Genomic DNA, 26616 nt, shown 5'->3' with positions numbered 1-26616 from the left:
GAATGGCAGTAAAAACTTATATTGCAGCAATTACAGAAGCGCTTGATTTGGCGCTTGAAAAAGATAAAGATGCACTCATTTTTGGTGAAGACGTTGGACAAAATGGTGGGGTTTTCCGTGCTACTGATGGTCTGCAAGCAAAATATGGAGAAGAACGTGTTTTCAATACTCCACTTGCTGAATCAGGAATTGGTGGAATGGCAATTGGTCTTGCAACACAAGGTTTCCACCCAATTATGGAAATCCAATTCGGAACCTTTATCTTTGAAGTTTTCGACTCAATTGCTGGACAAATGAGCCGGACACGTTACCGTTTTAATAACACACGTTCAAATAATATTGTCGTGCGTACACCTTATGGAATCGGAACTAAAACGCCTGAAATGCACGCGGATTCAATTGAAGGGCTATTTTCACAAATCCCCGGAATTCGTGTTGTAATGCCTTCAAATCCAGCTGATGCTAAAGGATTATTGCTGGCTTCAATTGAAAATAACGACCCTGTTATTTTCCTTGAAAACCTTCACCTTTATCGCTCACTTAAAGGTGAAGTTCCTGAAGGTTACTATACTACACCACTTGATACTGCTGCAGTCGCTAAAGAAGGATCTGATGTTTCAATCATTGCTTATGGTGGAACAGTTCCACTTGCTCTTAAAGCTGCTGAACAACTCGAAAAAGATGGAATTAAAGCTGAAGTCCTTGACCTCAGAACAGTTGCTCCTCTTGATATTGAGTCAATTGGTAAAACAGTTGAAAAAACTGGGCGTGTGGTCGTTGTTCAAGAAGCTCAACGTACAGCCGGTATCGCAGCGAATGTCATGGCCGAAATTTCAGAACGTTTTGTTTTGAACCTTAAAGCCCCAATTGGACGTGTTAGTGGTCCTGACTCAATTTTCCCATTTGCACAAGCAGAAAATGACTGGGCAGTTAAAGCTGAAGATATTGTGAATAAAGTTAAAGAGGTGGTTGACTATGACTGAGATTTTTAAAATGCCTGATATTGGCGAAGGAATGCACGAAGGAGACATTGCCAACTGGTTAGTTAAAGTTGGAGATGTTGTTAAAGAAGATGACCCAATTGCTGAAGTACAAAATGATAAACTTATGCAAGAAATTCTCTCTCCTTATTCTGGTACCGTAACAAAACTTTTCGTTGAAGCTGGAACAACCGTAGAAGTTGATTCTCCTTTGGTTGAGTTTGATGGTGACGGTTCAGGCTCTTCTGCAGCTGCTCCTGCTCCTCAAGAAACAGCTGGTTCTGATACTGCTACAACTGATGCACCTTCTGGAGAAGCTCAAATCTTCACGATGCCTGATATTGGTGAAGGAATGCATGAAGGAGATATCGCCAACTGGTTAGTTAAAGTTGGAGATGAAATTAAAGAAGATGATCCTGTTGCAGAGGTTCAAAATGATAAACTCATGCAAGAAATTCTTTCTCCATATTCTGGAAAAGTCACTAAACTTTTCGTTGAAGCTGGAACGACTGTAGAAGTTGGGGCTCCTTTAATTGAATACAATGGAAATGGGGCTGCTCCAGCAGCTGCTAGTCCTGCTCCAGTCGCAGAAGCACCTAAAGCAGCTAGTCCTGCAAATGCTCCATTGACTAAAACAACTTCTACTGGTCACATTCTTGCGATGCCTTCTGTTCGTCATTATGCACGCAAGGCTGGTATTGATTTAAGTCAAGTTCCTGCAACTGGTCGTCACGGTCACACAACGTTGGCCGATGTTAAAGCTTTTGAATCTGGCAGTGTCGCTCCTATCGCTCAAACAGCACCAGAAGCCGCTCCAGCACCTAAGGCTGATAAACCAGCTGCTCCTGTTGCTGAAAAAGCGCCAAGCGTTAAAGCAGGAGCTGGTGATCGACGTGAAGCAATGAATCCAACTCGTAAAGTTGTTTCTAAAGTTATGACTGCTCAACATACACACATTCCCCCAGTAACAAACTTTGACCAAGTTGAAGTTTCTAAACTCGTGAAACATCGTGCTGTCTTTAAAGAAATTGCTGCAAAACAAGATATTAAATTAACCTATCTTGCTTATGTTGCTAAAGCTTTGGCTACTACTGCTCATAAATTCCCAGATATCAATGCTTCTGTTGACTATGAAAAACAAGAAATTGTTTATCACGAACATGTCAACCTTGGAATCGCTGTAAATGCTCCAACTGGTTTGTACGTTCCAGTGATTCATGAAGCTGAAACTAAATCAATTCTTGAGATTGCTAAAGAAATCGCTGAATTAGCTACTGCTACACGAGAAGGAACACTTAAACCTCAACAAATGCAAGGTTCAACAATTACAATTTCAAATATTGGATCTGCTCGTGGTTCTTGGTTTACACCAATCATTAATGGTTCTGATGTCGTAATTTTAGGACTGGGTTCAATCGTTAAAGAACCAATTGTTAATGGTGAAGGCGAAATTGTTGTCGGACAAAACATGAAATTGTCTATGACTTATGATCACCGTTTGATTGATGGAATGTTGGGTCAAACATCACTTAACTACTTGAAATCTCTATTGGCTGACCCTGAGTTCATGCTTATGGAAATCTAATAGGCTGTAATAAATGGTGCTAAAGCATCTATTTATTACAGGCGTGTCTCCTAGAGGATACTCGCTAATTGTCTTATTAGTAAAGGAACGAAAAAATATTTTTTCGTTCCTTTCTGTCATAGATTTAAAAAACTAGTTTACAGTATTGTAAATTCAAGTTGACACTAATGTTTACAAGAAAGAGGATATATTATGGTTGTTGGTGCACAAGCAACAGAAGTTGATTTGGTTGTTATTGGTTCAGGCCCTGGTGGTTATGTTGCAGCCATCCGTGCGGCTGAACTTGGTAAAAAAGTTACAATTATTGAAAAAGATAATGTTGGTGGGGTTTGTTTAAATATTGGTTGTATCCCATCAAAAGCATTGATTAATATTGGTCATCATTACCAAGAATCTTTGGAGGAAGAAAAAGGAGAAAATCCTTTTGGTCTTTCTGTCGGAAATGTTAAATTAAACTGGGAATCTGCCCAAAAATGGAAACAAGATAAAGTTGTCAACCAGTTGACAGGTGGCGTTAAAATGCTACTTAAAAAACACAAAGTTGACGTGATTCAAGGAATTGCAGAATTTATTGATAACAATACAATAAATGTTGAACAAGAAGATGGGTTCCAACTTTTGCAATTTAATGATGTGATTATCTCAACTGGTTCACGTCCTATCGAAATTCCTTCTTTCCCATTTGGTGGTCGCATTATTGACTCTACTGGTGCTTTGTCACTTCCAGAAGTTCCTAAACATTTGATTATTGTTGGGGGAGGAGTTATTGGTTCTGAGCTTGGTGGAGCTTACCGTATGCTTGGTTCTAAGATTACAATTGTTGAAGGTTTGGACCACATTTTAAACGGGTTTGATAAAGAAATGTCTGATATCATTGCTAATCGCGTTAAATCTGCTGGTTCTGAAATCTTTACTTCAGCAATGGCTAAATCAGCTACTCAAACTGATAAAGATGTAACTTTGACTTTTGAGGTTGATGGAAAAGAACAAACAGTGACTGGTGATTACTTACTCGTTTCTGTTGGACGTCGTCCAAATACTGATTTAATCGGCTTGAACAATACTGATGTTAAATTGACTGACCGTGGTTTGATTGAAGTTGATGATTCTTATGCAACTAATGTTCCTCACATTTATGCAATCGGTGATGTGGTTCCTGGTCCAATGCTCGCTCACAAAGCTTCTTTCCAAGCTAAAGTTGCTGCTGCTGCGATTGCTGGAGCTGAGGACGACGTGGACTTACACGTTGCTTTGCCTGCTGTAGCTTATACAACAACTGAATTGGCAACAGTTGGAGAAACGCCTGAATCAGTTAAAGACCGTAAAGATGTTAAAATTTCTAAGTTCCCATTTGCTGCAAATGGCCGTGCCATTTCAATGAATGATACCACTGGTTTCTTACGTTTGATTACTGAAACTAAAGAAGGGGCCTTAATCGGTGCTCAAATCGTTGGCCCTGGTGCATCTGACTTGATTTCTGGTTTATCACTAGCGATTGAAAATGGATTGACTTCTAAAGACATTTCATTGACTATCCAACCTCACCCAACACTTGGTGAAGCGATTATGGATACAGCTGAATTGGCTGATGGCTTACCAATTCACGTTTAATAAAATTAAAAATCACTGACGGATTTGTCAGTGATTTTTTCTATGGATAAATTTACTAACGGAAAATCTGTCAGTAAATTTTTGTAAGTGTGATATCAGATTTACCAAGTTCAAAACGTGAAACTTGTTGCTTTGAAGTAATAAAATTTGGTGAATTCTCATAATCTCCTGCAACTTTGGCTAATGACAAATTTTTCATTTCGCGAATTTCACGAAAAACTCTTCCCCATGATTTTGAGTCCATAAATTATCCTCATTTTTTACTGACAGAAATATTTAGAGGTTTCTGTCAGTAATTTTAAGTTTTCCACTGTGGATAAATTTACTGACAGAACTTCTAGCGACTTATCCACAGATTTATTTCATAATATCTGCCCAACCAGACATTCCGTCCAAGAATTTTTTGGATTTGAGATGAATTCCGACATATTCATCATATAGCCCATCAATAAATTGACGAATTTTTAGTTTCATATCTGCTTTTATCGAGATTTTTTTGAGTTCATCTAAAGATATTTCTTGAAAAAGATTGACCAAATAAATCACATTTGGGTCAAGATGACTCCGTCGTAAATCTTCTTCAAAATGTTGGGGACAAAGGCAGCCACTAAATTTATAAGAAAAATCAAAGGGTCCAACGGTTTTATGACAAAATGCACATTCTGAGAAGTTCAAAGAAATCCCAAAACGATGAAGAACTTGTAATTCAAAAATGTTAGTCACGACTTCCATATCAAATCCTTGATCTAAAAGCTCTAAACTTCGCTTTAGAAATCCATAAAGCCCTGGGTCGTATTGATTATCAGAAATGGCCGCATCAGCCAAACTTATGATATAAGAAGCATGAGCATTGATGAAAATATCTGAACTAATATTTTTATAAACGACCACTTCACTGACATCCTCGATAAAAGAAAATCCCCCGTCATTAATCGTTGCCGTCAATTTTCCATCAGTAAAAGCTTGTAAGGAACTAGCATAAGGCGATTTTCCAAAATTTTTGACAAAAAACATCCGTTTACCAAAAGACTCTGTAAAAATTTTGACCAATTTATCTTTTTCTTTGTAATTACGACTGTAAAGCACTAGACCTTGAGTTTCGGCATCACGCATGATTTTCTCCTTTCGATATTTTATTTCATTATATCAAAAAAATCACTGACAACTCTTCTAACTGTTATCAATGATTTTTAATTTTACTGACAGATTGCTCAGCCACGTTTTTTAGTCACATAATCCGTCAATCTTGCCATTGCTTGCTCAATCATATCCATTGAAGCCGCATAAGATAAGCGGACAAATCCTTCACCGTACTGACCAAAAGCGATACCAGGAATAATGGCAACTGCATTTTCTTTTGCAAAATCCACAGCAAATTTGAATGAATCTTGTTCTAAATCAGCTGGAATTTTTGCAAAAATGTAGAAAGCTCCATCTGGTTCAATAATTTTGAAACCAAGGTCTGACATCTTTTCAATAATATAATCACGACGTTTAAGATATTCTTTTTTCATCGGAAGAGCATCATCAGCACCATTTTTCAAAGCTTCAATCGCTGCAAACTGTGACTGAGTTGAAGCCGAAGTCACCAAATATTGGTGAGTCTTAATAATCTGTGCCACTAATTCACGCGCTGCAAAGATTAATCCAATCCGCCAACCAGTCATCGCATGCGATTTTGATAAACCATTAAGTACGATTGTTTGCTCAGGTGCATATTCAGCAATTGACACATGCGGTTGGTCAGTATAATTTAGTTCAGAATAAACTTCATCAGCAATCACAAATACTTCATGCTTTTTCAAAACTTCAGCTAAAGCCTTAATTTGCCCCCGATTATAAGTTACCCCTGTAGGATTTGCTGGATAATTCAAAATAACGGCCTTAACTTTTCCCTCACGCTCGACAATCGCTTGTTCAAGCATCTCAGGCGTAAGAACAAAATCATTAGCTCTTGTATCAATTTCAACCAAAGAACCGCCAGCAAGCGTAATTAATGGCTCATAACCAGGATATGCAGGCGCGGGAATCAAAACTTCATCACCAGCAACCAAAATTGATAACAAAACACTAGAAATGGCTTCCGTTACTCCAACAGTAACTAAAATTTCATCTTCTGCTGCATAAGATAAACCATATTTTTTATTCATAAATTCACTAGCTGCCTGACGTAGTTCTAGTAAACCAGCCATTCCAGTATAATGACTTTGATTATTTTCAATCGCCGCAATCCCTGCTTGTTTAACATGCTCAGGCGTATAAAAATCAGGTTCTCCCAAAGTCAACTTAATAATATCAGGAATAGATGAAACCTGTTGGTCAAACTGACGAATCAATGAAATTTCAATTTTATCTAAATTAGGGTTAAATTTTTTTAATAAATCCATAAAACATCCTCTACTTACATCCTGTTCTACTGACAGAAATCTTTTGACAATATTATACACTATTTTCAGACTATTTACTTTACTGACAGATTTCTGTCAGTAAAAAAAGCACTCTAAACTTTTAAAAATTTAGAGTGCTTTTACTATTTATGGCTCGGCAGGGGCTCGAACCCTGGACCCATAGATTAAGAGTCTACTGCTCTACCAACTGAGCTACCGGGCCAACTTATAAAAAGTTGAATATTTTGTGACCACTTCTAGAATTCTAAAATTCTGTGGTAGTAATGATAAATTGCTTCGCAATTTTTCTATCCGCAACCTTGAAGCAGTGCTTCAAGCCAACTGAGCTACCGGGCCAACTTACTAGCTTATTATACCGATTTATAGACCAAAATGCAAGAATTTTTATTATTTAAGTCTTAAATATAGAGTTACTAACAAAGAGTTTTAAACTCAATTGTTACTTAGTTAAAGGCTTCTGAGTAGTGAATTACTCCTGATTTTCCTTCTAAGCCACCGTCAGTTAATTCTTTAATCATAAAGTTCTCATCAGAAACTTCAAAAGGTGCTTTGATTTGATATTGACTTGCTGGTACATAACCAAACTTAGGATAATAAGTTTCATGACCTAAAATACTAATAAACGGATAATCCAAAATTTTTGCTCTTTTTTCAAGTTCCAATAATACTGCTGCCCCAATTCCTTTACCTTGGTAAGTAGTTAAAACATCAAGAGGAGCTAAGACCAAACCTTTGAATTTTTGTGAGTCACTTACTATCTCTACCTCACTCAAAAGACCGTGACCAACGATTTTACCATCTTCAAAAGCAACAATTTCCAAATCTTTGATATAACCTTCTTCATTACGAATTTTATCAACAAGTTCAGCCTCATTACCATAACCATGTTCTGACTGACTAAAAGATTCACGAATAAGTTCAGTAACTTCTTTATAGTTTTCCAAATTTATTGTTTTAATTATCATTATCTTCCTCTCCTAATAAAATCTCTATCATCATTTTAGCAGTTATTCTTCTATTTTTCATTAGATATTAGTAAAAAATTTATTTTCTGGTTTTTTAATTACAAGAAATTTACCTAATCTTGATTTCATTTCGATTCCGATAATTATTTGATATGATTACTCATCTCTGTTATCATAGAATATTGTGATAAAAAATTAAAGGAATTATTATGATTAAACAATTTTTATGTATTATTAACTCAGAATTCAAAGACTACAACCGACGAAAATTCTTACAAGATTTGATGGCAGGAATTACTGTAGCCGCCGTTGCCCTCCCTCTAGCCCTTGCCTTCGGTGTATCAAGTGGTACAACAGCCGCAGCCGGACTTATAACAGCCATTGTTGCAGGTATAATTATTAGCTCACTTTCTGGAGCTTTCTATCAAATTTCTGGTCCAACAGGAGCAATGGCGGCTATTTTAATTTCACTCATTGGTAAATACGGAATGAATGGAATATTTATTGCTACTTTTATGGCAGGAATCTTTCTATTACTCGCTGGTATTTTCCGTTTAGGAAATTTAATTTCACTTATTCCCTCACCAGTAATAACAGGTTTTACTTCTGGTATTGCCATCATCATTGCCAGCGGACAAATTAAAAACTTTTTCGGAATAGAACATTTTACAGGTTCTTTTTTTGATTTAATGAAATTTATCTCTGGCTTACACATTGATTATCCTTCAACAATTATTGGACTTTTAACAATCTTATTAATGATTTTCTATCCTAAATCATGGGGTAAAAAATTCCCAGCTTCATTGTTGGCTATCCTTCTGTCAACTTTAGCAGTCCTTGCTCTAAAACTAGATATTCCTTTAGTAGGAAAAATTCCAACCACCCTTATTCCCCAAGCTCATCTACGTTTGACTGAATTGAATCTTCAAGATATGAAAACTCTACTTATCCCAGCCATAAGCATTACCGTACTTGGAATGACCGAAAGTCTCCTTTGTGGTGCCTCAGCAGGCCGTGCAACCAATCACCCAATGGACAATAACCAAGAACTCGTTGCTCAAGGAATCGGAAATATTTTCATTCCCTTTTTCGGAGGAATTCCAGCAACAGCCGCAATTGCTCGAACAAGTGTAGCTATAAAAGCAGGTGCTCAAACTCGCTTAACTGGTATTATTCACGCCCTTATTCTTCTCCTCTCAATGTTTCTATTTGCACCATTTATGACTCATATTCCACTAAGTGCCCTTGCTGGTGTTCTTATCATGACCGCCGTAAGAATGAACGAGTGGGAAGCCATTCGTTTCTTATTCAAAAATAAATTAAAAAGTGGAATCATCGAATTTTTTGTAACGATGATTATCACTGTTATTTTCGATTTAAGTACTGCAATATTAGCAGGAATCATTGTTGGTTTCTTACTCTTTATCGTAAAAATTTCCCAAATTGAGATTAATAGTTCACAAATTGAACCCGAACGAATCAGTCAAAATCATCATGAAGTATTTACTGATTGGACAGTTATTTATATCTCTGGCCCGCTTTTCTTTTTAAATAGTAGCAAGTTAAAACAAGCAATTGATGAACTTCCAGCAAATACTAATGTTGTTCTTTCTCTAAGAGGTGTACCAATGATTGACGTCACTTCTATAAAACTATTGATTGATATTTACAGTATTTTTCATAAGGAAGAACGCCAAATCGTCTTCGCCTCAATGAATCCTAAATTAAAAGAATCATTTAAGAGAACTGGACTTATTAGCATGGTTGGTGAAGAAGCCATTTACCCAAGTGTCAATGAATTCCTTTTAGATTTAGTTGATAAAATAAATAAAAAATAGGCCAATAATTGGTCTATTTTTTATTTATAAACTCCTAAAAGAAATTTGAGAAAGAACTCAAATAGATGAGCTTTTATCTAGAATATCCACCATTAATAAATGTAATATCTTCAGTATCGTTGTAAGTACTATAAGCCTTGACCAAGGCTACAATCCAATCAACAAAAGACCAAATTCCAAAAGTAGCCCAGTTGAATAACAATTTACAAATTCCCACTCCAATTTGTCCTCGCATAAAACGGTCAACCCCAAATCCCCCAAATAGAAAACTTCCTAACCATACAAACAAATGTTTGTTAACTGTTTTCGTTGCCATAATAACAATACTCCTATCAGCTTTTTACGTGGCTCAGTGCCTGCACGTTATTTTAAGTTGTTAAATAAAATCAACTTTATTCAACAACTTTTTTTAAAGTAAAGTTAACAAAATTTTGCCTTCGCAAGTGTACACAGTTCTTTTTTGTTTCTTTATAGCCCATTTTTTCAAAGAAGGGCTTAGTAGTAATAGATGAATTAACCATAAAGCTAGTATAATTCGAACTTTTTTCTAGATCATTTAGAAGTTTTTGCCCTACTCCCTGCCTTTGATAATCTGCACTGACATAAAATAAATCAATATATCCTTTATCATCAATGTTACCAAATCCTACTAACTGCTCATGATTAGAAATGACTCTGGCGTAGGTTTTGCCAAGATTATCATCAAATAACTCTGTGTCAACGTCAACCCAAGCTTTAACCTGTTCCAAAGTATAATCAGAAATATTTATTTCAAAAATAGTGTTTTTAAACAGATTAATAACTTCATCTAAATCTTTTGATTCATAATTTCTAATCAGCATAAATCTTTACTCCTTTTAGATTCATATCCTTTTACAAACAAAAAACTCATAGAAGTTAAACTATGGGCTTTCAAAATCGAAAGATAGTTTGAAGTACATATCTAGGTACAAACAAAGTTAGACTGACCTTTTATTATTCGTGTAAGGTCTACACATTTGAGGTATCTTTATTCTACAAAAATTATCCAACGAATAAATTAACAAAAATTGTTAACAAATAAATGCAAAAACAAATCTAAAGCTCTAAAGCCGTTCTATTTAACTATATAGTCCCGTAGCCTAGATTTATTATTGATTTGTCTAATTTTTGATACACAAAAAAACACTGATTGAATGCCGTATGTGTAATAAGAAAAACCTCGTTAAATACTGGTATATCTACGTTGTAGAGATTTTGTTTTTTAAAAAAGCTAAATTTATTACGAGATTTATTACGAGTAGCATTTTTTTACTAGAAATTTGCAATTGATTCAAAGCGTTCAACTGCTTTTATTTTATTGTCAGATTCAAGGTGGCTGTATGTGTCCATAGTCATTTTTATGCTTGCGTGTCCTAAGCGTTCTTGTATCTCTTTATAGGGAACATCAGCATTAAGTAGAAGGCTAGCATGAGAATGTCTAAAACCATGAAATCCAACTTGTGGTAGCTGGCAGGCTCTCAACCATTTTATTAAGAATGGCCTCATTGTCTGATAGTCCAACACCCCTCCTGTTCGGTTGGGAAATACCAGTTCTTGCTTTCCCTTTCCAATACTCATGAAGTATTTCGCTTGAAATAGTTCCCAATGCTTTAAAACTTCTACTGCTTTGCTGTCTATTAAAACAATCCTATTACTTTTGTCAGTCTTTGGGGTTGATTGTATGACCGCTCTAAGCGTTGTTTTACTGACAGACACAGAACCTGTCTTAAAGTCAATATCAGACCATGACAAGGCCACAGCTTCCCCAATACGCAAACCGGAGGCAACAAGCAAACGACAAAGTCCAGTCATCAGCTCATTAGTATATTTCTCTTTGGGTAGTGCTCCAATATACTCAAAAAATATTTTCAGTTGCTCCGCTGTAAGATGTTTTACTTTCTTTTCGGTGCTTTCAAGTCTTACTTTTGGTACAATAACATTAACACAAGGGTTATCTTTAACTAGCCCAAGAGATAAGGCATGCTTAAAAATACGCTCAACGATATTAAAGTATATTTTGAAGTCTTTGCCTTTTCCTTTTGGTCTGTGGTAAGCCCCATTTAATGGTTGACTAGCATTAATCATCCATTGATTAACAATTTGCTGAAGAATAATAGAATTTACTTTATCTATTCTATACTCTCCAAGAGCTGGCAAAACATAATTATTTAAGCGTGTCTGCATGATTTGAACTGTTCGAGGTTTTACCCCTAGCTTATAACTATCAAACCACAGCATGGCAATATCTTTAAAATCATCTACACTTACTTTTCTGACTGTTTGGCCGTTCTTTTCAAACTCATTAATAGCTCTACTTATTTTTGTATTACACATCTTTTCAGATTTAGCCGTTATAACTTTTCTCACTTGCTTACCAGTTAGAGAATCAACCCCCAGATAAACATTAGCGCGGTACACCTTTGTACCGTCTTTTTTTGTATATTCTTTAATATTCATATTATTTCTTCCTTTCCATTTTGTACTAATGTCAGGCAAGGCATGTACGAGGATTGAGAAATATTTTTATTAGAGATATTTAGTTAACTGGTTTATTAGTTTATAGAGTTATTAAATTCTCAACTGATATAGTATTATTTACGGTAACAAGAGTAACAAAGTATTATAAAGGTAGTTATATCAAGGGTTTATACTGTTACCTTTCTCTAAAAGAAGAGTAACAGTAAGGTATCAAGGGTAACAAGATAATTAGAGAGGAATCCCTAAACTAGAGCCAGTACCTGGAAATGCTGGTAGAATCTCTGCAAGTATTTTAGGCAATGTACTATAAAACTCACTCACACTTGGAGATAAGTTACTATTTATGGCATCCAACGTAAAATTTGTCTGCATACGTCTGATGACATTGGGAATATACTCTCCTTTTTCTACTAGATTCTTTGCTTTAGTCAGCACTCTACGTTCTTCTTCTTTTATATCCTCACTAAGGATAAGATTATAAAGTGTATTTAAAAAATCTAATTTTATTTGAGATGTTTTATCATTGTCTGCCATAAATACCTCCTATCAGCTTTTAACGTGGTTCAGGTTTGCACGTATTGGGGTTAAGTAAAAAAGATTCAATAATTTACTTATGGAATTGGTGGAAAAAGGGGGAATTTGTTATAAACGACTATTATTTCAATGATTCCGCAAGCGTTAGAGTTTTTCTATCAACCACTCTTATATCTTCATTTTCGAGCCGAACAATATAACAATTTTGCAAAGTTGTAGATTCGTCGCCAGTAACAATTGTGGCTATTTGTCCGTCTGATAGTTTGATAACGTCGTCTTTTTTCATGGTGTAAATTCTTTCTAAGTTTATAGTGGATATAAACCACTTTGATTATATTGGGGAGTTTGAAATACTCCTTCACGGATGATATGAATTAAAAAATATATTCATACCTTTCATTCTCACAGATATGAACTTTCGTAAATTTCCGATAGTTGAGGTAAAGTAAAAAGTTACTTGTCCTAATTAGATTGTGGCAATAGTCGTAAAATGCGACCTCAGGTAGTTGCATATAAAACTTGTAACAACCATGTCTCTATTTATTAATTTGAAACCAAATACAAAAAGGTGTAGAATAAAAAATATAATGATTTTGAGATGTCATTACTTTCAAGTATTAAGCTACTCTTTCGAGTGGCTTTTTAATGTACAAATTATAGAATATGTTGTATAATCTATTTATTCCAAACATAAACTTTTTCTAAAGTTTTGCACTGAGCGTCCTATTTCAAACTAGGGCGCTTTTTTTATTTTCCGAATTAAACCATTTACGCTAGAAAATACGAGTGATTTGATAGAAAATATCTGATAAACAGCTTTATTAAGCCATTTTTTTCGCGTGAAAATACGCTTGTTTTATTTTATGGGTTAGATCCAACTAGTAAGAAATTTTTACTTGTTCATTATTGCTAACGTCGGCAAAATTGGCTGTTATGCGTTTAGAGTGAACCTATAGAGATTTGTACAAAAATGTTCATATCCTATTATTGGTTTCCGAAAAAAGTGAAACCAATAAACTTTACTCATCATCTATTTTAATGTAGTAGTGTTTAATAAAATATTTTTTAGAAATTACCCTACCGTTTGTTATATCTAAAAAATCGCCTATATTTCCCATTGCATAAGTTCCACCAAAGCCTTGTCCAACGCTCAAAATACCGTTCATTATTCCCAATTTAATATTTCTTTTAGCTGTTGGATTTATACCAGTTAAAAGGATTTTTAATCTATCATCATACCAAGAAAGATAATTCTCTTTAAACGCTTGCTTAACCCAATCAGGTTGTTCATTTGTTTTACTAATTTCCCATACTTCGACTGATTTGTTTTTATATTTTACTTCCATAAAATAATATAACTTCTTTCTGTATAATATAGTGAGATTTTGGAGACCCTAAAAAAGGGGGGACCGATTCGTTCCTCCCTAGCAAGTCGCGAATCACGACCCCTTAATAACAACAACGAAATTTTCGTTTTTGCCACTTGTGGCAGAAAGCTATACCGACATCACGTAGGGTATGAACAACATACAAAATTTACATGTAGTTATTCCCCATATAAATGGGGAAGCCGTCAACCATTCCGCAACCAAACGACAACCACAAAGCCCATTGCAAAATGTAAGCAAACTGATAGCGGTTCAGGTTGTAAAGATTTTAACGCCCTCAAAGTTGTGGAGGTTATCAACACTAGACAAAGCTATACCGACATCACGTCGGTCAGGGGTAACTTTGAGGTGTACCCATTCAAAACAAAAATGTTATAGCTCCGTAGTTACAAATACACAGCAAATTCTAGCAACATACAAAATTTACATGCTGTCAGTATCATACTGAACAAGCGTACCTAAAAGTACACTTGTTAATTGTTGGCGAATGTTGGCACGAAATTGACTTATCAGGGTATAATCCCAAAATTTATCTAGAGTTTATATACTAATATAAATCAAAATGCGATTCAGAATCTGGTTTAGCTAACAGTGGTTTGCCATTCTTGTCTATCAACGGTGTTATTCCACAACCGTCAGAATCTTTATTAACCACCATATATTGTACGCCAGTATTTTTATCAGTAATTATTTCTACACCGCTTAAAATACCTCCAGAAGTTCTTTCAAAGCGATCTTTTATCTCTTTTTTTGTTATCATTGTTATAATCATTCCTTTCCGCTTCGTTCCAAGACACAACACGAGATGAAAAAGTGTTGTACTATATTCACACCTCTTTTTCTCAAATCAAAGTCTCTTTGCCGATATATATTTATATAAAATTAGCTGAGCAAGTGATTTGTTTTATTAAAGATTCAAGTTACCTGTTGCAAAAAGAAGTAATAAGGCACCAACTATTCCAAAAATAACTCCAAGAATTCGTTGTTTAATAAAACTTACATTTCCTAAAAGCACTCTAACTAAAATAAACTGTCTACTAGCAAAAGTAAATAGAAGGCCAATACCCAATATAATACATGAGATAAGTGCTAATGGGTTATGACTAAAAATTTGAATAAGGTTATCTGATTCGTTCGTAATATTGTCCACTTTATTTTCCTCTTTCGCGTGCGCTCAAGCGCTTTTTGTTTTGCATTCCTAAAATTTAGGATTTGTTTTATAGATTTGAACCTTAGCATTTGTTAGCATGTTAAAAAATGTTAAGGTTCACAGCTATATAGACTTTAGCACTATTAAAGTTCTAATCTATTGCTTTTTTCATTTCATGAATAACTCTTCTTAATTTTGGCAAAGGTAATTCCATCAGGTCAGCAAACTGTTCTTGTGGTAGTCTGTAGTGTTCTCCAAACATTTTCTCATACCCAGCTATAATTACAGCCTTTTCCATTTTTTCATCTAAGTTATCAATACTCTTTAAGTAGTCCGATAGTTTCATGTTTCCTCCTTTACAATATTAGTAATAGCTTGTGTGTGCGTCTTTCATCAACAAGTTAATGTTCATTATCAATCAAAAGGCAACAATACTCAAAACGAATAATATAAAACTTATGGTATATAGTGCTATTTTCGCAAATTTATTAATATGTTTTATAAAAATATTAGTGATTAAAGCAATATTTAAAGCTATCATATATACAAAATTTGTTTTCACTATAAAAATAAACAATAGATTAAGAACAACAAATAGAAGTAGATTTATTTTTTGTTCTTTTTTTAATTCATCCACAATATTTTTCATATTTTATCTCCTTGGTTTTTCAAAAACCTATTAGACTTAAAAGAATATCTCCTATAGCTTGTAATACAACAAACTTTTTAACTGGTTTTTTCTTTTTTCTTCTCATTACTTTACCCCACCAACTCAAACCAGCACAGCTCATACAGCAACGCACGCGCCTCGTCATAAGCGTTGTGATGATAGCCGTAAAAGTCTAAGAAGTTGTATATATTTAACGTGTCGCGCGTGATAATGTCAAAATGGCTAACGTAATCAATGGCGCACTCACGAAAGTTCTTTGTAGTTGTATCGCAACACATTGATGTTATCAGTCTTTTAGTGGCGTCATAGTGGCAACCAGTTATCTCACAAAACTGTGTTATATCATCAAAGTTACCGCCATTTTGTATGAACCAATCCCAAAGCATTAAAATAGCTTCTTTGTTGGCTCTTTTTTCCGTAGGGCTTAACGTATCACATTCGCCTAGCCGTCTATCATCTTCGTAGTAAGCGTGCATATACTCGTGAGCATGGTCAAAAGGCGTAGCTAAATTTGGGTTATAACCGCCAATACAAAGCCTTGTATCTATCCAAGCTCTTTGATTATCATATTCAAATGTTCTGTAATCTATGCCTAAGTTTTCAATCTTGATTACTATAAGAGCGGTCAATTCTTCTTGATTCATTTAACGCCCTCATTTTTCACTATCTTTCAAGTCTTTAGCTTTTTGTTGCAATTCTTCCCAACGGTCAGCAAAAACTAATTTAATCATAGCTTTGTCTTTTTCGGTCAAAGGGCGACCACCAGCACTTAGAATACTGTCAAAAATAGCGTCATCATCAGAGTTTGCGACTTCCGCCAAGTCTATCGGTTCGTTGACTGGTTTAGCTTCAGCACGTCCTAGTAAATAGTCAACCGATACATGGAAGTAGTCGGCTAGTTTTTCAAGGTTGTCAGCTTTCGGTTTTTGTTTTTTTAACGTATACAAATAGTTGTCGCCAAACCCTAGGTCATTAGCTACTTTTTGTAATGTTTTCCCCTGTTTTCTAGATAGTTCTTGTACTCTTTCAAATATAGTCATGTCAGCCTTTCAAGCATAACACGAAAATTATTTTACTTTTCTAGATAAAAACACTTGACTTTTATTATCTTGTAGAGTAAAATAGTTTTCAGTTAAGTTATTCAACAAAAAAGCAAAGACTTCTTTTAACTAGCTCCCCAGCAGGTTTATAAGTTCGTTGATTGCTCTTTTAATTATGCTTATATTTTACCTTTTTAGATAATAAATGTCAAAGGAAAATATCTAAAGAAGTAAAACAAAAAAAAGAAAGAAGGTAAAAAGTGCCACTACTAACCCCAGAAATGAAAAAAGCCTTGCGACGAGTTCAGGCTGACAAGCTCATGACAAAGAAAGACCTTGCGAAAGTCTTAGGAGTAACCGAAAAGACTGCTCAAAGTCTAACACGAGATAATGAACCTCAAGAAGTTAAAAATAAGGTTTTCAATGCCGTTGTTTCCGCTATTGCTGAAAATTGCTAGCCTATGAACAAACTAGACACCGCAATCATGCAAAGCAAACAGTCGAAACCGTACTATCACAAAATCATTCTTGATTTACTCGTACAACTTACGACAAGCGGAAAATATCGCAGTCTGACGAGCTTTAAACAGTCGGGCGATAAATTAACCGCAGAACAAAAAGAAACGCTCAGGCGCTATACTGACAGCATTATCTTACTGTTAGAAATAGGCATGGCGTTTCATGAAATAAAACAATTTTTAGCAAATTAAAAAGCCGTCTGAAAGTTTGGTGACCGATGACAGCTTTTTATCAAAATTAGAGTAGCAAAACGTGAAAAACACGCGCTTTCTACCTCTAATTATAACAAATTGGAGAATAAAAACAAAATGAATAATACAGCGAACAAAGAAACTTATATCTTAGATGACACCGTAGCCTTTGAACTCATGGACTTATTAAAAGCCAAGGCACGCCATTTTATCCAGCTTAATGAGTATGTCTACCGCTTGTTTGACGGTCAATCAGTAGTAACTTTCACAACTTTAGAAAATGATATCCAAGTAGAAATGGTTAAGGCGTAAGAAAATGGCAATAACAGACGAAAAATTGAATGTACGTGCAGAAATCGAGCAGGCAGTCGCAAAAGAATGTAGCTTTACAGAATTTAACCCAGTATTTGAAGATTTATTTTTCTCTCTTAACTGGCTTGAAGAACGAGACGGCTTGAAATTGGAAAAATACGATATCTATCAAGCGTTAATGACCGCTTACAGCGTAGGATTTAATCGTGGTAAAAAAGCTCACAAACCTACAAAATGGCTTGAAAAAGAAACCGAAGAATTTGAAAATTATTTGCAACTCTATAACACCGTAAAAAATCAGGCTATTAAAGATATATCAGGCGGAAGCGAGGTAAGACAAAGCCGTGAATTTCATTCTTTGGTAACTCGTAGAATGTACGAAGCAGGAATGGCAGAGGAAAAGAAAAACTGGACTTCTTGGGATAAATAAGGAGGTAAGCCGTGAATGAAGACACACTAACAACCCTTGTGGCGCGTGGCTTAGTTGATGAAGTCATTCATTTATTTAATGAACATCTTGCCACACAACTCAAAATCAGAAATGAAAAGCGGGTATTACCTTATATCTCTAAAAAGCGTGTCATGGAAGACTTGGATATATCAGACGGCACACTTGATAATTGGGAAAAGCACGGATTGAATCGCTATAAGCCAAAATATAAGACTTCACTTATTTACTATCTGATTGATGATATATGTAAGTTCATCATCATAGATACTTAGCAACTTGTCAGGCAAGGCAAAAAAGGATTATAAGAAAATGCAAAATATTGTTAAAATTTGCCCTTATGTGGCTGGAATTGATAGCGTAGGCATGCAAAACTTAAAAGCCTATCATTCAGAGCTGATAGACAAGCAGATTGAAAAATTAGACCCGTTAAACGCCAATACAGGCACCGTTGATTATTCTTTTAAAGTTCGTAAATATAAGCATGGTATCCGATTTGAGGGCGAAAAAGAGGGCGGAGAAATCAGCTTATTTGATGAGGTAGCGAAATGATAGAACACCACCAAGGCTACACGGCTATAAAACGGCACGGACAGAATAGTTTTAGACCGATAGGCAAACACCCATTTAAGATAATTTACAATGCACAAGCGGTTAAATATGACTTAATACAGCAGTTTGAAGCTAGCACAAGCATAAACTTACCTAGTGGAGTGAAAAGCAACTTATGCACGCAATCAGTGCCGATTTTAGGCAAGCAACTGGCTGGCATGAAAGTACAAATAAAGGAAACTAAAAAATGAAATTAAGCGAATTACAAAAAATTGAACAAAACATTATTAAATTTCTTGCTGAACATCGAGGAATTGAACGAGCTGTCAAAGGCAAGATTTTAGCACAAGCGCTTGATATTGATTTTAGAACACTTCAAAGCAGAATTGAGTACCTCCACAAGCAAGGTTGCGCCATTGGTTCAATTGATAACGGCTATTTTATCCCAACTAATGAGGAAGAACGCAGAGCTGGAATTATCAAGAAACAACGGACGGGCATTGCGATTAATAACGCAGTCAACGGCTACACCCTTGCAGAACTTGATTGGATTGACCAACTTTTTAAGGAGGACTAACAAAGTGAATTGTTATTTATGTGGTAAACCTCTTAAAGAAAATGAGATTATCCCTTATCAAGAACGGCAAATTTGTGATGAATGCGAGTATAGACTGGAGGTTGACCATTGACACCCAAAGAACAAGCCCTAAACTGTATTAGTCGTGGCTTTTCTGTTATCGCTGGTTATCCTGCAGGGAAAAGCGAGAGAGCTGTTATAAAAGGAACTTCAAGTGGAACTCTTGACGAAATCACAGTGAGCGCGTGGTTTGATGAAATACCGAACCGCAATATCATGATTAATCTTAGAAACAGCGGTTTGATTTGTATTGACTTAGACCAGCACCAAAACGGACAGAATGGCAGAGTTGTATTCAGTCGGTTGTGGAATGAACACAGCGAGGGGGAAATATTAAGTACCTATGTTGAAAAGACACCCACAGGCAACGGCTTGCATGTTTTCTTTAAAGTTCCGAAAGAGCTATTCAGTCAGCCGGTTGTCAGTGAACTAGCGGACGGTGTAGAGATAAAGACACACTTCACACCCATATATCCGAGCAAACGGACAGACGGCGATTATATCCCTTTGAATGATACAGAAACTAACGAGCCTTTAACTTTCGATAGTCTTTGCGATTGTCCTGATTGGTTACTTGAAATGATACAACGACCACAGGCACGCGCAACAACTGGCACAAGTAGCCGAACTTATGGCGCTGAAATGTGGGAGTTATTCAACCAAGGCGCACGAAAAGGCAACCGAAACAACGATACAAATCGAATACTTCACTACTGGAGAAAAATCGGCATTGATAATAATAGCTGTATGGACTTATTGCGAACCTTTAACAATCGAACCAGTCCGCCCTTACCTGATGACGAGCTGGCAACTATTTGGAAAAGTGTATTCAAGATGAAATAGAAAGGAAGTCATGACAGACCAATTAGAAAAACTTGTGGCAGAAACGCCACAGGAAAACGTAAGAAGTCCAAAACCTAAAATAGAGGACTTCACAGATTATGGCGAAGACGGCAAAAAAGTCATTAATGTCACAGGTTATCAGGAATGCTTAAAAGACTGGCTGGAACAAGAAAAAGAAATCATCAATAGCCCTGACTATGTCAAAGCAAATACTCAAACGCTTAGAGCGGTTAGAAAACTATTCTTTGAACACCGTAACTTATTTTTAAGCACACCTAAAGAGGACGGCAACGCACCCAAGTCACTAAGTCCCTTAGATACGGCTATAATCATCTATAAAACGCTCAAAGTCATCAAATTAGACCACCAAAGCGGACTGTTAGGCGTTTATAACCCTGAACTAGGCATATATGAAACAAATGAGAACTTCTTTCATCGGCTCATTTATTGGCTAGAGCCGTCATACAGTCAAGCACGGTCAAAAGAAGTATTATTCAAACTTGAAACTTTATCAGAAGTAAAACAGCAGACTGCAGAGGCTCATCTTATCCCAGTAGCGAACGGTATTTTCAATAAGAAAACCCAGCAATTAGAGCCATTCAGTCCTAAATACGTCTTTACGTCAACCATTGCGACCAAGTACAACGCAAAAGCTAAAGTACCCAATATTAACGGTTGGAACGTAGATGACTGGCTCAATGATTTAATGAGTGGAGATGAAGAGCTTGTCAGCCTTTTATGGCAGATTATTTCCGCAAGTACCAACGGCAATTACTCCTATCGTAAAGGCGTTTGGCTCGTCGGTAAAGGAAATGACGGCAAAGGGACTTTTCAAAGTCTCATCATGAACTTAATCGGACGTGAGAACGTCGCAAGTGTCAAAGCTGAACAATTTGCGGAACGGTTCGCCCTTTCCCAAGTCGTTGGCAAAACTTGTATTATTGGAGATGACAGCCAAGTCAGTTACTTAGACAACGCAGGAAATTACTTTTCAGTAGTGACTGGCGACCCAGTACCGATTGAAGCGAAAGGAAAGCAACCCACCTTAGCAGTATTTAATAAGCTGGTTATACAATCCACTAACTTCTTGCCAAAGTTTAGAAATAAGTCAAATGGAACATACAGACGTTTGCTTATCGTGCCTTTTGAAAAGTCTTTTACCGCAGATAATGACGATTGGAAAATAAAGGATGATTATATTAAACGCAAAGACGTTTTAGAGTATGTCCTTAAAATCGCTTTATCGCTTAACTTTGAGAAGTTTGACGAACCAAAAGCCACACAAGGGCTATTAGATGACTTCAAAATCAGCAATGACAATGTATTGGCTTTTGTAAATGATATGTTTGAGGAATTTGTTAGTGATTTTCTACCGACTACTTTTCTAAGTGCCTTATATCGTGCATGGTGCGAAGATGAGGGAGTGAAGCCATTTACTAAGCGAGAGTTTGAGCTTAAATTACCTGACCACATTAAAAAGGAATGGGAAAAAACAACTCAAAGACCACATACCGCAGGTTTTAATCGAGCCGTAGATTTGCACCGAGCAGAGGAGTACGAACTTTTTAGACGGCTCTTTCATTGGGACGACGATAAGCACAAACGACTGTCAAAAGGTTATCAACGCAAGAAAAAGCGAAAATGATACCGTAGTTCGGTAACGTGTTACCGTCGGTGGTAACAATTAAAACTGCGTGGTTAAGCTATTTATGGAGTGTTGTTACCGTGATACCGTACTTTTCCTACTTCGCTAGGAATTATATAGAAAAAGGAAAATATTATGAATGATAAAGAAATTGAAGAACTTGGAAAAGTTCTTGATGAAGCAGAAAAGCAAGGACTGACAGACAAAGAAATCATGTCAGGCTTAGTTGCTGGTGCTATATTAGCCGGATTTGAGGTAGTAAATAAATAATGTAACTGTAGTTCGGTAACACGTTACTGTTAGAAGTAACAGCTTTAACCTTATGGTTAAGCCATTTATAGGTATCTGTTACTCTGTTACCGAAAAAACACCTACTCGCTAGGAATTTATCAGAGGAAATAAAAACATGAAAAAAGCACGCTGTCCGACAAATTGAAGTGTTGACAAATGTTGTCATAAAAAATACTACAAATTACTACATAGAAAAATCGGAGAAAATAAAATGAGCCAAAATACAAAAACAATCTTATCTAACCTTTTTACACTTACAAGTGAACTTTCAGAACCCACTTCAAAATTGATTAATATTGAGGGAGCAAACGAAACTCCAGCCACTCAGAAAGACTTAGCGGAAGGATTGCGCGAGAACCTAGTCAAACTTACAGAAGTTTTGGGCTTATCTGTGGACGAACTGACAGAAACACAGGAAGACGAGCCACAAGAAACAGTAAAATCAATCATTGAGGAAATGCAACAACTTACTTTTACGCCTCATGAAATATCAGGCAATGACGTACAAGTTTTTGCGGACTTATTGACTGATAGTATTGAACGTTTGATTAAAGCGTTAGGATTGAATGAAATGAGCCTTTCAGCAGAGAGTAAAAACAAACCGCATGAATTGGCACTCAAAGCACAGTTACAAGACTTGCACGCGCTCAATCATTCCATGTTTAAAGATGATATCCACGAAGTGCCACAATTTACAGACGGTACAGTCATCACAGCGAAAGACTTGGCAGATATGAATATCAATGCTTTGGATAACATCGCAGAATTAATCGGCTTTGAATTAGAAGAATAACTAAAAATGCCTAGTCAATGACTGGGCTTTTAGTCGTTATGTGGGTACGATTAGGCAAGGTTTAGACAAGGTATTTCATCTAGCACAGGTACGATATTGTCGATTCTGTCTCCCCTAAAAAGAGATAGTTAGGGAGGTTTTGGGTAGGTAAACTGGTACAAAACCAAACGAATACAAGTACTTTAATTTAGTAGCTCTGTGTCATAAGCGTTATGATATATGTTGTTACACCTACTTTTATACTTTTTGAGCGTTTGTTTTTACTACTAAGATTATACTAAGGTAAACTGGTAAGGTTTTGGTAAGGCATTTCAATATAAAGGAGGTACGATATCTTACAAATCTTACACCCTAAAAAAGGGTACGAATTGTTGGAAAATGTTGGATATTCCTAAAAGATTAAAGGGGTACGAAAACCTGACAAAACTTGTCTTTTATTTTATATATAGCAGGTACGAAAATCTCACAAAACCTCACTTTTATTTTTACAAGAAAGGACAACAATATGAGTAAAACATTAATAACAGACAAGGAACACAGACGATTTGAGGATATTATATTTAAAATTTGGCGTGTCTATGAGTTCGGAGAAAATGAGTTTACACAAGCTGAGACAAAGCATATAAACAAAGTCTTTGAGCAACTCAATGCCGAACACCCAAGAGAGTATAAGATTATTGTCCGTCATCATCTAAAACGTACTTACTATACAACCATAGCGCGTGAGCAAGGAGTGTCAGAGGGATATATCAGGAAGTTAGCCAAGAATGGAGCTTACTACTTCTTACAGCTTTATGATGATGAATAGGTATGATATTGCAGGTTTTTAGCGGAAACTTGAGTATTAGCAACCCTTTTGAAAATCTAACAGAGGAGGAAGCGTGAAAGATAAAATAGATAAAATCATAGCCGATTATATTAACGGACGCACACAAGCCAAAATAAAAGCAATAGAGAGCCGTTATATATACAGGGTAAAACAGGATAACCTAGGGATTAGAACAGCTTATAAAGGCACAGCGGAGCCAGAGGGGAACACATTAGACAAGGAACGCATGGAAGAGGATAAAGAGCTGATAGGATTAAGGCGAACACTTGAACTTTTAGGAGCTTTATACAATACTTTAACAGTATCAGAAAAAAGAATCATAGAGTTAAGGTATAAAGGGTATAACGGTTATACGTGGTATCGTGTCGCTATGGAGTTAGAGAGCGCAGGCATAGACATACCTATCAAGAGAGCGAAAAAAATATACTTTGCTTTCAAAGAAGATGTATCGCGTGTTTTGTAGTGTTTTTGTTTGGAGGGTGATACTATGAATAAAACAGAGTTTAATATCAGGTTATATCTTTCGGGAGTTATGGAGTATGGACTGATAGGATAGACAGCACAGACCAACTCACACCACAACGCTTTATATTCAACGCAATGACAGAGCTGTTTGATTAATTGAGTGATGATGACCTAGAGTTAATAAGACTTAGATATATGGAACGCTTGACACTATCAGAGGTTGCAAGTCGTTATCTGTTAAACGAACGTACTGTTAGAAACCACACAAGCCCAGCTATTAAACAAGTGAAAGAGATTATAAAGAAAGCCACAGAACAAGCACAGCACGCGCGTGAGGTTGATTGAATATAATTTACCGCAAAACATATTAAAAGCTCACAGACAGCAAACTATGGGCTGTCGGTTAGGTATCCCCCCACTTATTAAGTATTTCAAAACTTTTAAAAAGAACCAAGTGAGTCTAGCCTTTTCCAAGTGTACGCAGGTCAGAAAAAAATTTTTTTCTGAATATAAATCGCTCAACTGTAAGGACGCTGGGTATTTCTAAGTACTCTTAACGTACTATGAAATTGTTAAAAACAACGAGAATAATCCTATCAACAACCGTGGTTGACACGTTTATAAAAATAGTTCATAAGTTCTGTTTTTGAAAAAATATAGAATAAAAATAGCTTAGACATATTTCAAAAAACAAGAATCGCTCAACCGTGGGAATAGAAAAATCATTTTATTACGAGTTCCTAAAAAAGAGACAAAATAAAAAAGCCGTATATCCGAGATATACAGCCCCTTGCCTGACAAAAATTTACTATTTTTTTATTACGAGATTTATTACGAGTTCGTTTGGTTCTAATGGGTTCTGGTGGGTATCATTTTTTAAAGAATCGCTTAAAACCGCACTTCTTACCCTCTATTAAGGTCTGCTGGATAGCAAAAAAACACTGATTGAATGCCGTATGCTCTTCCGTGTATTGAACCCGCTAAAACGCCAGGTGGGTGTTCTCGCTTCGCATCAGCTTCCCCTACTTTCGTTCGAGGTATTACGCTACCGAATGTCTCATGAACCCCTATGCAATACAAATATAGTCGGTCAAAAAAATGAAAGAGCTCGCACATTCCAGTGCTTTTTCTATGATTATATAATAACACTTTTTATCTTTTTTTTCAATAGAAAGCGGTTAAATTTTGAATCATAAATTGTATTAATAAAAAATCATCATCTCTCCCAAATTTTATTTTTTATAGTGATTAATAACCTTTTCGATTTCCAAAATCAACTTTTGATTGCTTAGACCAGTCACTTCTTCAATGAGCATTGGTAGTTCTGTTATTTTTAGTTTTTCTTGGAGTTGAATGGCTTGATCATCATTTTCATCATGGTAAGCAAAAATTTTTCCAACAATATCTAGATGATTTTGATAAGAAAGCTTACGATCGTTTAATTCTCTTATTGGACGAATAAAACGTTCATCATATCCTAATTTCCGAATAGGTGTTCTTGCCACGCGTGACACTTCATCAATAATTTCTGGATTAGAAAAGCGAGAAATGATTAGTTCATGATATTTAATTAACTCATCTTGCTTAAAATATTGAGCCCATTTTGCTAAAAGTAAAGCGCGTGTTTCTTTTTGAACTGATTTTAGGATATTCAAAACTTCTTCATCCTGTAAACCTTCTAATATTGTTTTATAACCTTTATATGCGCTAGAATAGGCAACTGCAGCATGTCCTGAGTTTACAGAAAAAAGTTTACGCTCAATAAATGGTTCGAGGTCAGTTGTATAATGAACTCCTTCAAGTTTGATTTCTTTATTTTTTAAATGACTTGCATCTATTACCCACTCACTAAAAGGCTCTACCTCAACATAGAGAACATCTTTATGTTTTTGAGCAGGAACAATACGGTCAACTGCAGCATTAGGAAAACCAATAAATTTAGACAGATAAAGTTTATCAGATTCCGACAGATAATCGGACACTTTTTCTTCCAAAAATTCAGAGCCCCCTATCATATTCTCACAGGCAATAATATCTAACGGGCTCTGAACCTTTTCTTCCTTACGTTTCTGAAGTCCTTTTGCAATAAGCTCAGCAATATAAGGTAAGACATTAGGACCAATCGCTGTTGTTAGAATATCAGCTTTTGCAATTGCTTCAATGACTGCCTCAGGATTCTCACTATTGTTAATACCAGAGACAGCTTTTACAGAAATTTTTTCATGTTCACTACTTGCAATCCCAATTTCATAGGAATGCCGATTATTAAGTTCGTTAATTATAGATTTATTTGTGTCAACAAAGTGAATATCAAATCCATTTTTACTCAAAATTTCACCTATGAAACCCCGTCCAATATTTCCTGCACCAAAATGTACTGCTTTTTTCATCTTACTTACTGCTCCTTTATTTAGAAAGTAAAA

Annotated in this window: 35 protein-coding genes, 1 tRNA gene and 1 pseudogene; 19 read left to right on the top strand and 18 right to left on the bottom strand. The window is 35.8% G+C overall.

What is annotated here, in order from left to right; translation table 11 throughout:
• The first annotated feature begins 2 nt into the window (after positions 1 to 2).
• From PYW37_RS00365 to lpdA, 3 genes are all read left to right on the top strand, one after another.
• A complete protein-coding gene (locus PYW37_RS00365) occupies positions 3 to 983 on the top strand; it encodes an alpha-ketoacid dehydrogenase subunit beta (RefSeq protein ID WP_010905076.1) in 981 nt (326 codons plus the stop codon).
• On the top strand, positions 976 to 2565 hold the full coding sequence (locus PYW37_RS00360) for a 2-oxo acid dehydrogenase subunit E2 (RefSeq protein ID WP_023189470.1): 1590 nt from the start codon (positions 976 to 978) through the stop codon (positions 2563 to 2565). Before PYW37_RS00365 ends, PYW37_RS00360 begins: the two co-directional genes overlap by 8 nt.
• Before the next feature lie 192 nt (positions 2566 to 2757).
• Entirely contained in the window at positions 2758 to 4176 is a 1419-nt protein-coding gene (gene lpdA, locus PYW37_RS00355) for a dihydrolipoyl dehydrogenase (RefSeq protein ID WP_023189469.1), read from the top strand.
• A 70-nt stretch (positions 4177 to 4246) separates the two neighbouring features.
• Here the strand turns inward: lpdA and PYW37_RS00350 are convergent, their stop codons facing one another.
• The 5 genes from PYW37_RS00350 to PYW37_RS00330 form a co-directional block, all read right to left on the bottom strand.
• Positions 4247 to 4420, bottom strand: a complete 174-nt coding sequence (locus tag PYW37_RS00350; protein ID WP_021214949.1) for a helix-turn-helix domain-containing protein — start codon at positions 4418 to 4420, stop codon at positions 4247 to 4249.
• 113 nt (positions 4421 to 4533) lie between these two features.
• Complete coding sequence (gene recO, locus PYW37_RS00345; protein WP_025017045.1) at positions 4534 to 5289, bottom strand: DNA repair protein RecO; 756 nt, start codon at positions 5287 to 5289, stop codon at positions 4534 to 4536.
• Between the two features lie 98 nt (positions 5290 to 5387).
• Positions 5388 to 6563, bottom strand: a complete 1176-nt coding sequence (locus PYW37_RS00340) for a pyridoxal phosphate-dependent aminotransferase (protein ID WP_012896922.1) — start codon at positions 6561 to 6563, stop codon at positions 5388 to 5390.
• Between the two features lie 150 nt (positions 6564 to 6713).
• Positions 6714 to 6786, bottom strand: a tRNA-Lys gene (locus PYW37_RS00335).
• A gap of 241 nt (positions 6787 to 7027) precedes the next feature.
• On the bottom strand, positions 7028 to 7549 hold the full coding sequence (locus PYW37_RS00330; protein WP_021723185.1) for a GNAT family N-acetyltransferase: 522 nt from the start codon (positions 7547 to 7549) through the stop codon (positions 7028 to 7030).
• Positions 7550 to 7758: 209 nt separating this feature from the next.
• On the opposite strand from PYW37_RS00330, the gene PYW37_RS00325 reads away from it, so the two are divergent.
• Positions 7759 to 9387 (top strand): SulP family inorganic anion transporter, encoded by a 1629-nt coding sequence (locus PYW37_RS00325; protein WP_017863946.1) that lies wholly within the window; start codon positions 7759 to 7761, stop codon positions 9385 to 9387.
• 73 nt (positions 9388 to 9460) lie between these two features.
• Here PYW37_RS00325 and PYW37_RS00320 read toward each other — a convergent pair whose 3' ends face one another.
• The 12 genes from PYW37_RS00320 to PYW37_RS00265 all read right to left on the bottom strand — a co-directional run bounded on the left by PYW37_RS00320 (position 9461) and on the right by PYW37_RS00265 (position 16668).
• Positions 9461 to 9703 carry a TM2 domain-containing protein gene (locus PYW37_RS00320; RefSeq protein ID WP_023189466.1) on the bottom strand — a complete coding sequence of 81 codons (243 nt, stop codon included), beginning with the start codon at positions 9701 to 9703 and terminating at the stop codon, positions 9461 to 9463.
• 76 nt (positions 9704 to 9779) lie between these two features.
• Entirely contained in the window at positions 9780 to 10229 is a 450-nt protein-coding gene (locus PYW37_RS00315) for a GNAT family N-acetyltransferase (protein ID WP_023189465.1), read from the bottom strand.
• Between the two features lie 451 nt (positions 10230 to 10680).
• A complete protein-coding gene (locus PYW37_RS00310; protein WP_014570326.1) occupies positions 10681 to 11865 on the bottom strand; it encodes a tyrosine-type recombinase/integrase in 1185 nt (394 codons plus the stop codon).
• Between the two features lie 249 nt (positions 11866 to 12114).
• Entirely contained in the window at positions 12115 to 12420 is a 306-nt protein-coding gene (locus tag PYW37_RS00305; protein ID WP_010905062.1) for a bacteriocin immunity family protein, read from the bottom strand.
• 121 nt (positions 12421 to 12541) lie between these two features.
• Positions 12542 to 12706, bottom strand: coding sequence for a bacteriocin (locus PYW37_RS00300; protein WP_010905061.1), 165 nt, complete (start codon positions 12704 to 12706; stop codon positions 12542 to 12544).
• 733 nt (positions 12707 to 13439) lie between these two features.
• Positions 13440 to 13766 carry a hypothetical protein gene (locus PYW37_RS00295; protein WP_011834160.1) on the bottom strand — a complete coding sequence of 109 codons (327 nt, stop codon included), beginning with the start codon at positions 13764 to 13766 and terminating at the stop codon, positions 13440 to 13442.
• 589 nt (positions 13767 to 14355) lie between these two features.
• Positions 14356 to 14580: a DUF6440 family protein gene (locus PYW37_RS00290; RefSeq protein WP_010905058.1), complete on the bottom strand. Its 225-nt coding sequence runs from the start codon at positions 14578 to 14580 to the stop codon at positions 14356 to 14358.
• A gap of 135 nt (positions 14581 to 14715) precedes the next feature.
• Positions 14716 to 14958 (bottom strand): hypothetical protein, encoded by a 243-nt coding sequence (locus tag PYW37_RS00285; protein ID WP_010905057.1) that lies wholly within the window; start codon positions 14956 to 14958, stop codon positions 14716 to 14718.
• 151 nt (positions 14959 to 15109) lie between these two features.
• Positions 15110 to 15304: a hypothetical protein gene (locus tag PYW37_RS00280; protein ID WP_003132205.1), complete on the bottom strand. Its 195-nt coding sequence runs from the start codon at positions 15302 to 15304 to the stop codon at positions 15110 to 15112.
• A gap of 72 nt (positions 15305 to 15376) precedes the next feature.
• Positions 15377 to 15607 carry a hypothetical protein gene (locus PYW37_RS00275; protein WP_003132204.1) on the bottom strand — a complete coding sequence of 77 codons (231 nt, stop codon included), beginning with the start codon at positions 15605 to 15607 and terminating at the stop codon, positions 15377 to 15379.
• A 110-nt stretch (positions 15608 to 15717) separates the two neighbouring features.
• Positions 15718 to 16272 (bottom strand): hypothetical protein, encoded by a 555-nt coding sequence (locus PYW37_RS00270; protein WP_044009737.1) that lies wholly within the window; start codon positions 16270 to 16272, stop codon positions 15718 to 15720.
• A gap of 9 nt (positions 16273 to 16281) precedes the next feature.
• Complete coding sequence (locus tag PYW37_RS00265; protein ID WP_003132198.1) at positions 16282 to 16668, bottom strand: helix-turn-helix domain-containing protein; 387 nt, start codon at positions 16666 to 16668, stop codon at positions 16282 to 16284.
• Between the two features lie 260 nt (positions 16669 to 16928).
• Between PYW37_RS00265 and PYW37_RS00260 the strand changes: the two genes are divergently transcribed.
• The 15 genes and pseudogenes from PYW37_RS00260 to PYW37_RS00190 all read left to right on the top strand — a co-directional run bounded on the left by PYW37_RS00260 (position 16929) and on the right by PYW37_RS00190 (position 24538).
• Entirely contained in the window at positions 16929 to 17126 is a 198-nt protein-coding gene (locus PYW37_RS00260) for a hypothetical protein (RefSeq protein WP_025017044.1), read from the top strand.
• Positions 17127 to 17129: 3 nt separating this feature from the next.
• Positions 17130 to 17378: a hypothetical protein gene (locus PYW37_RS00255; protein ID WP_032943524.1), complete on the top strand. Its 249-nt coding sequence runs from the start codon at positions 17130 to 17132 to the stop codon at positions 17376 to 17378.
• A 117-nt stretch (positions 17379 to 17495) separates the two neighbouring features.
• A complete protein-coding gene (locus tag PYW37_RS00250; protein WP_025017043.1) occupies positions 17496 to 17690 on the top strand; it encodes a DUF1655 domain-containing protein in 195 nt (64 codons plus the stop codon).
• Positions 17691 to 17694: 4 nt separating this feature from the next.
• Positions 17695 to 18120: a hypothetical protein gene (locus PYW37_RS00245; protein ID WP_025017042.1), complete on the top strand. Its 426-nt coding sequence runs from the start codon at positions 17695 to 17697 to the stop codon at positions 18118 to 18120.
• An 11-nt stretch (positions 18121 to 18131) separates the two neighbouring features.
• On the top strand, positions 18132 to 18413 hold the full coding sequence (locus tag PYW37_RS00240; protein ID WP_025017041.1) for a hypothetical protein: 282 nt from the start codon (positions 18132 to 18134) through the stop codon (positions 18411 to 18413).
• A 37-nt stretch (positions 18414 to 18450) separates the two neighbouring features.
• On the top strand, positions 18451 to 18690 hold the full coding sequence (locus tag PYW37_RS00235; protein ID WP_025017040.1) for a hypothetical protein: 240 nt from the start codon (positions 18451 to 18453) through the stop codon (positions 18688 to 18690).
• Positions 18687 to 18941 carry a hypothetical protein gene (locus PYW37_RS00230; protein WP_025017039.1) on the top strand — a complete coding sequence of 85 codons (255 nt, stop codon included), beginning with the start codon at positions 18687 to 18689 and terminating at the stop codon, positions 18939 to 18941. Before PYW37_RS00235 ends, PYW37_RS00230 begins: the two co-directional genes overlap by 4 nt.
• Entirely contained in the window at positions 18938 to 19267 is a 330-nt protein-coding gene (locus PYW37_RS00225) for a hypothetical protein (protein WP_025017038.1), read from the top strand. Before PYW37_RS00230 ends, PYW37_RS00225 begins: the two co-directional genes overlap by 4 nt.
• 108 nt (positions 19268 to 19375) lie before the next feature.
• The gene (locus PYW37_RS00220) at positions 19376 to 20170 is read left to right on the top strand and encodes a bifunctional DNA primase/polymerase (protein WP_025017037.1); all 795 of its coding nucleotides are present in this window, start codon (positions 19376 to 19378) and stop codon (positions 20168 to 20170) included.
• 10 nt (positions 20171 to 20180) lie between these two features.
• Positions 20181 to 21815, top strand: a complete 1635-nt coding sequence (locus PYW37_RS00215; RefSeq protein WP_025017036.1) for a DNA primase family protein — start codon at positions 20181 to 20183, stop codon at positions 21813 to 21815.
• A gap of 135 nt (positions 21816 to 21950) precedes the next feature.
• Positions 21951 to 22085: a hypothetical protein gene (locus PYW37_RS00210; RefSeq protein ID WP_021212087.1), complete on the top strand. Its 135-nt coding sequence runs from the start codon at positions 21951 to 21953 to the stop codon at positions 22083 to 22085.
• Between the two features lie 232 nt (positions 22086 to 22317).
• Positions 22318 to 22899, top strand: a complete 582-nt coding sequence (locus PYW37_RS00205; RefSeq protein ID WP_025017035.1) for a hypothetical protein — start codon at positions 22318 to 22320, stop codon at positions 22897 to 22899.
• A 505-nt stretch (positions 22900 to 23404) separates the two neighbouring features.
• The gene (locus PYW37_RS00200) at positions 23405 to 23707 is read left to right on the top strand and encodes a hypothetical protein (RefSeq protein ID WP_025017034.1); all 303 of its coding nucleotides are present in this window, start codon (positions 23405 to 23407) and stop codon (positions 23705 to 23707) included.
• 73 nt (positions 23708 to 23780) lie between these two features.
• Complete coding sequence (locus tag PYW37_RS00195; RefSeq protein WP_025017033.1) at positions 23781 to 24191, top strand: RinA family protein; 411 nt, start codon at positions 23781 to 23783, stop codon at positions 24189 to 24191.
• A gap of 24 nt (positions 24192 to 24215) precedes the next feature.
• Positions 24216 to 24538 (top strand): annotated as a pseudogene (locus tag PYW37_RS00190) (sigma factor-like helix-turn-helix DNA-binding protein).
• Between the two features lie 887 nt (positions 24539 to 25425).
• Here PYW37_RS00190 and PYW37_RS00180 read toward each other — a convergent pair.
• Positions 25426 to 26583: a mannitol-1-phosphate 5-dehydrogenase gene (locus PYW37_RS00180; RefSeq protein WP_023189464.1), complete on the bottom strand. Its 1158-nt coding sequence runs from the start codon at positions 26581 to 26583 to the stop codon at positions 25426 to 25428.
• Positions 26584 to 26616: the final 33 nt, after the last annotated feature.

The sequence above is a fragment of the Lactococcus lactis genome, assembly GCF_029023865.1.
Taxonomy (GTDB): domain Bacteria; phylum Bacillota; class Bacilli; order Lactobacillales; family Streptococcaceae; genus Lactococcus; species Lactococcus lactis.
Note: the sequence above shows the minus strand (reverse complement) of the source record. Positions and strands in the feature narration are given on the sequence as shown.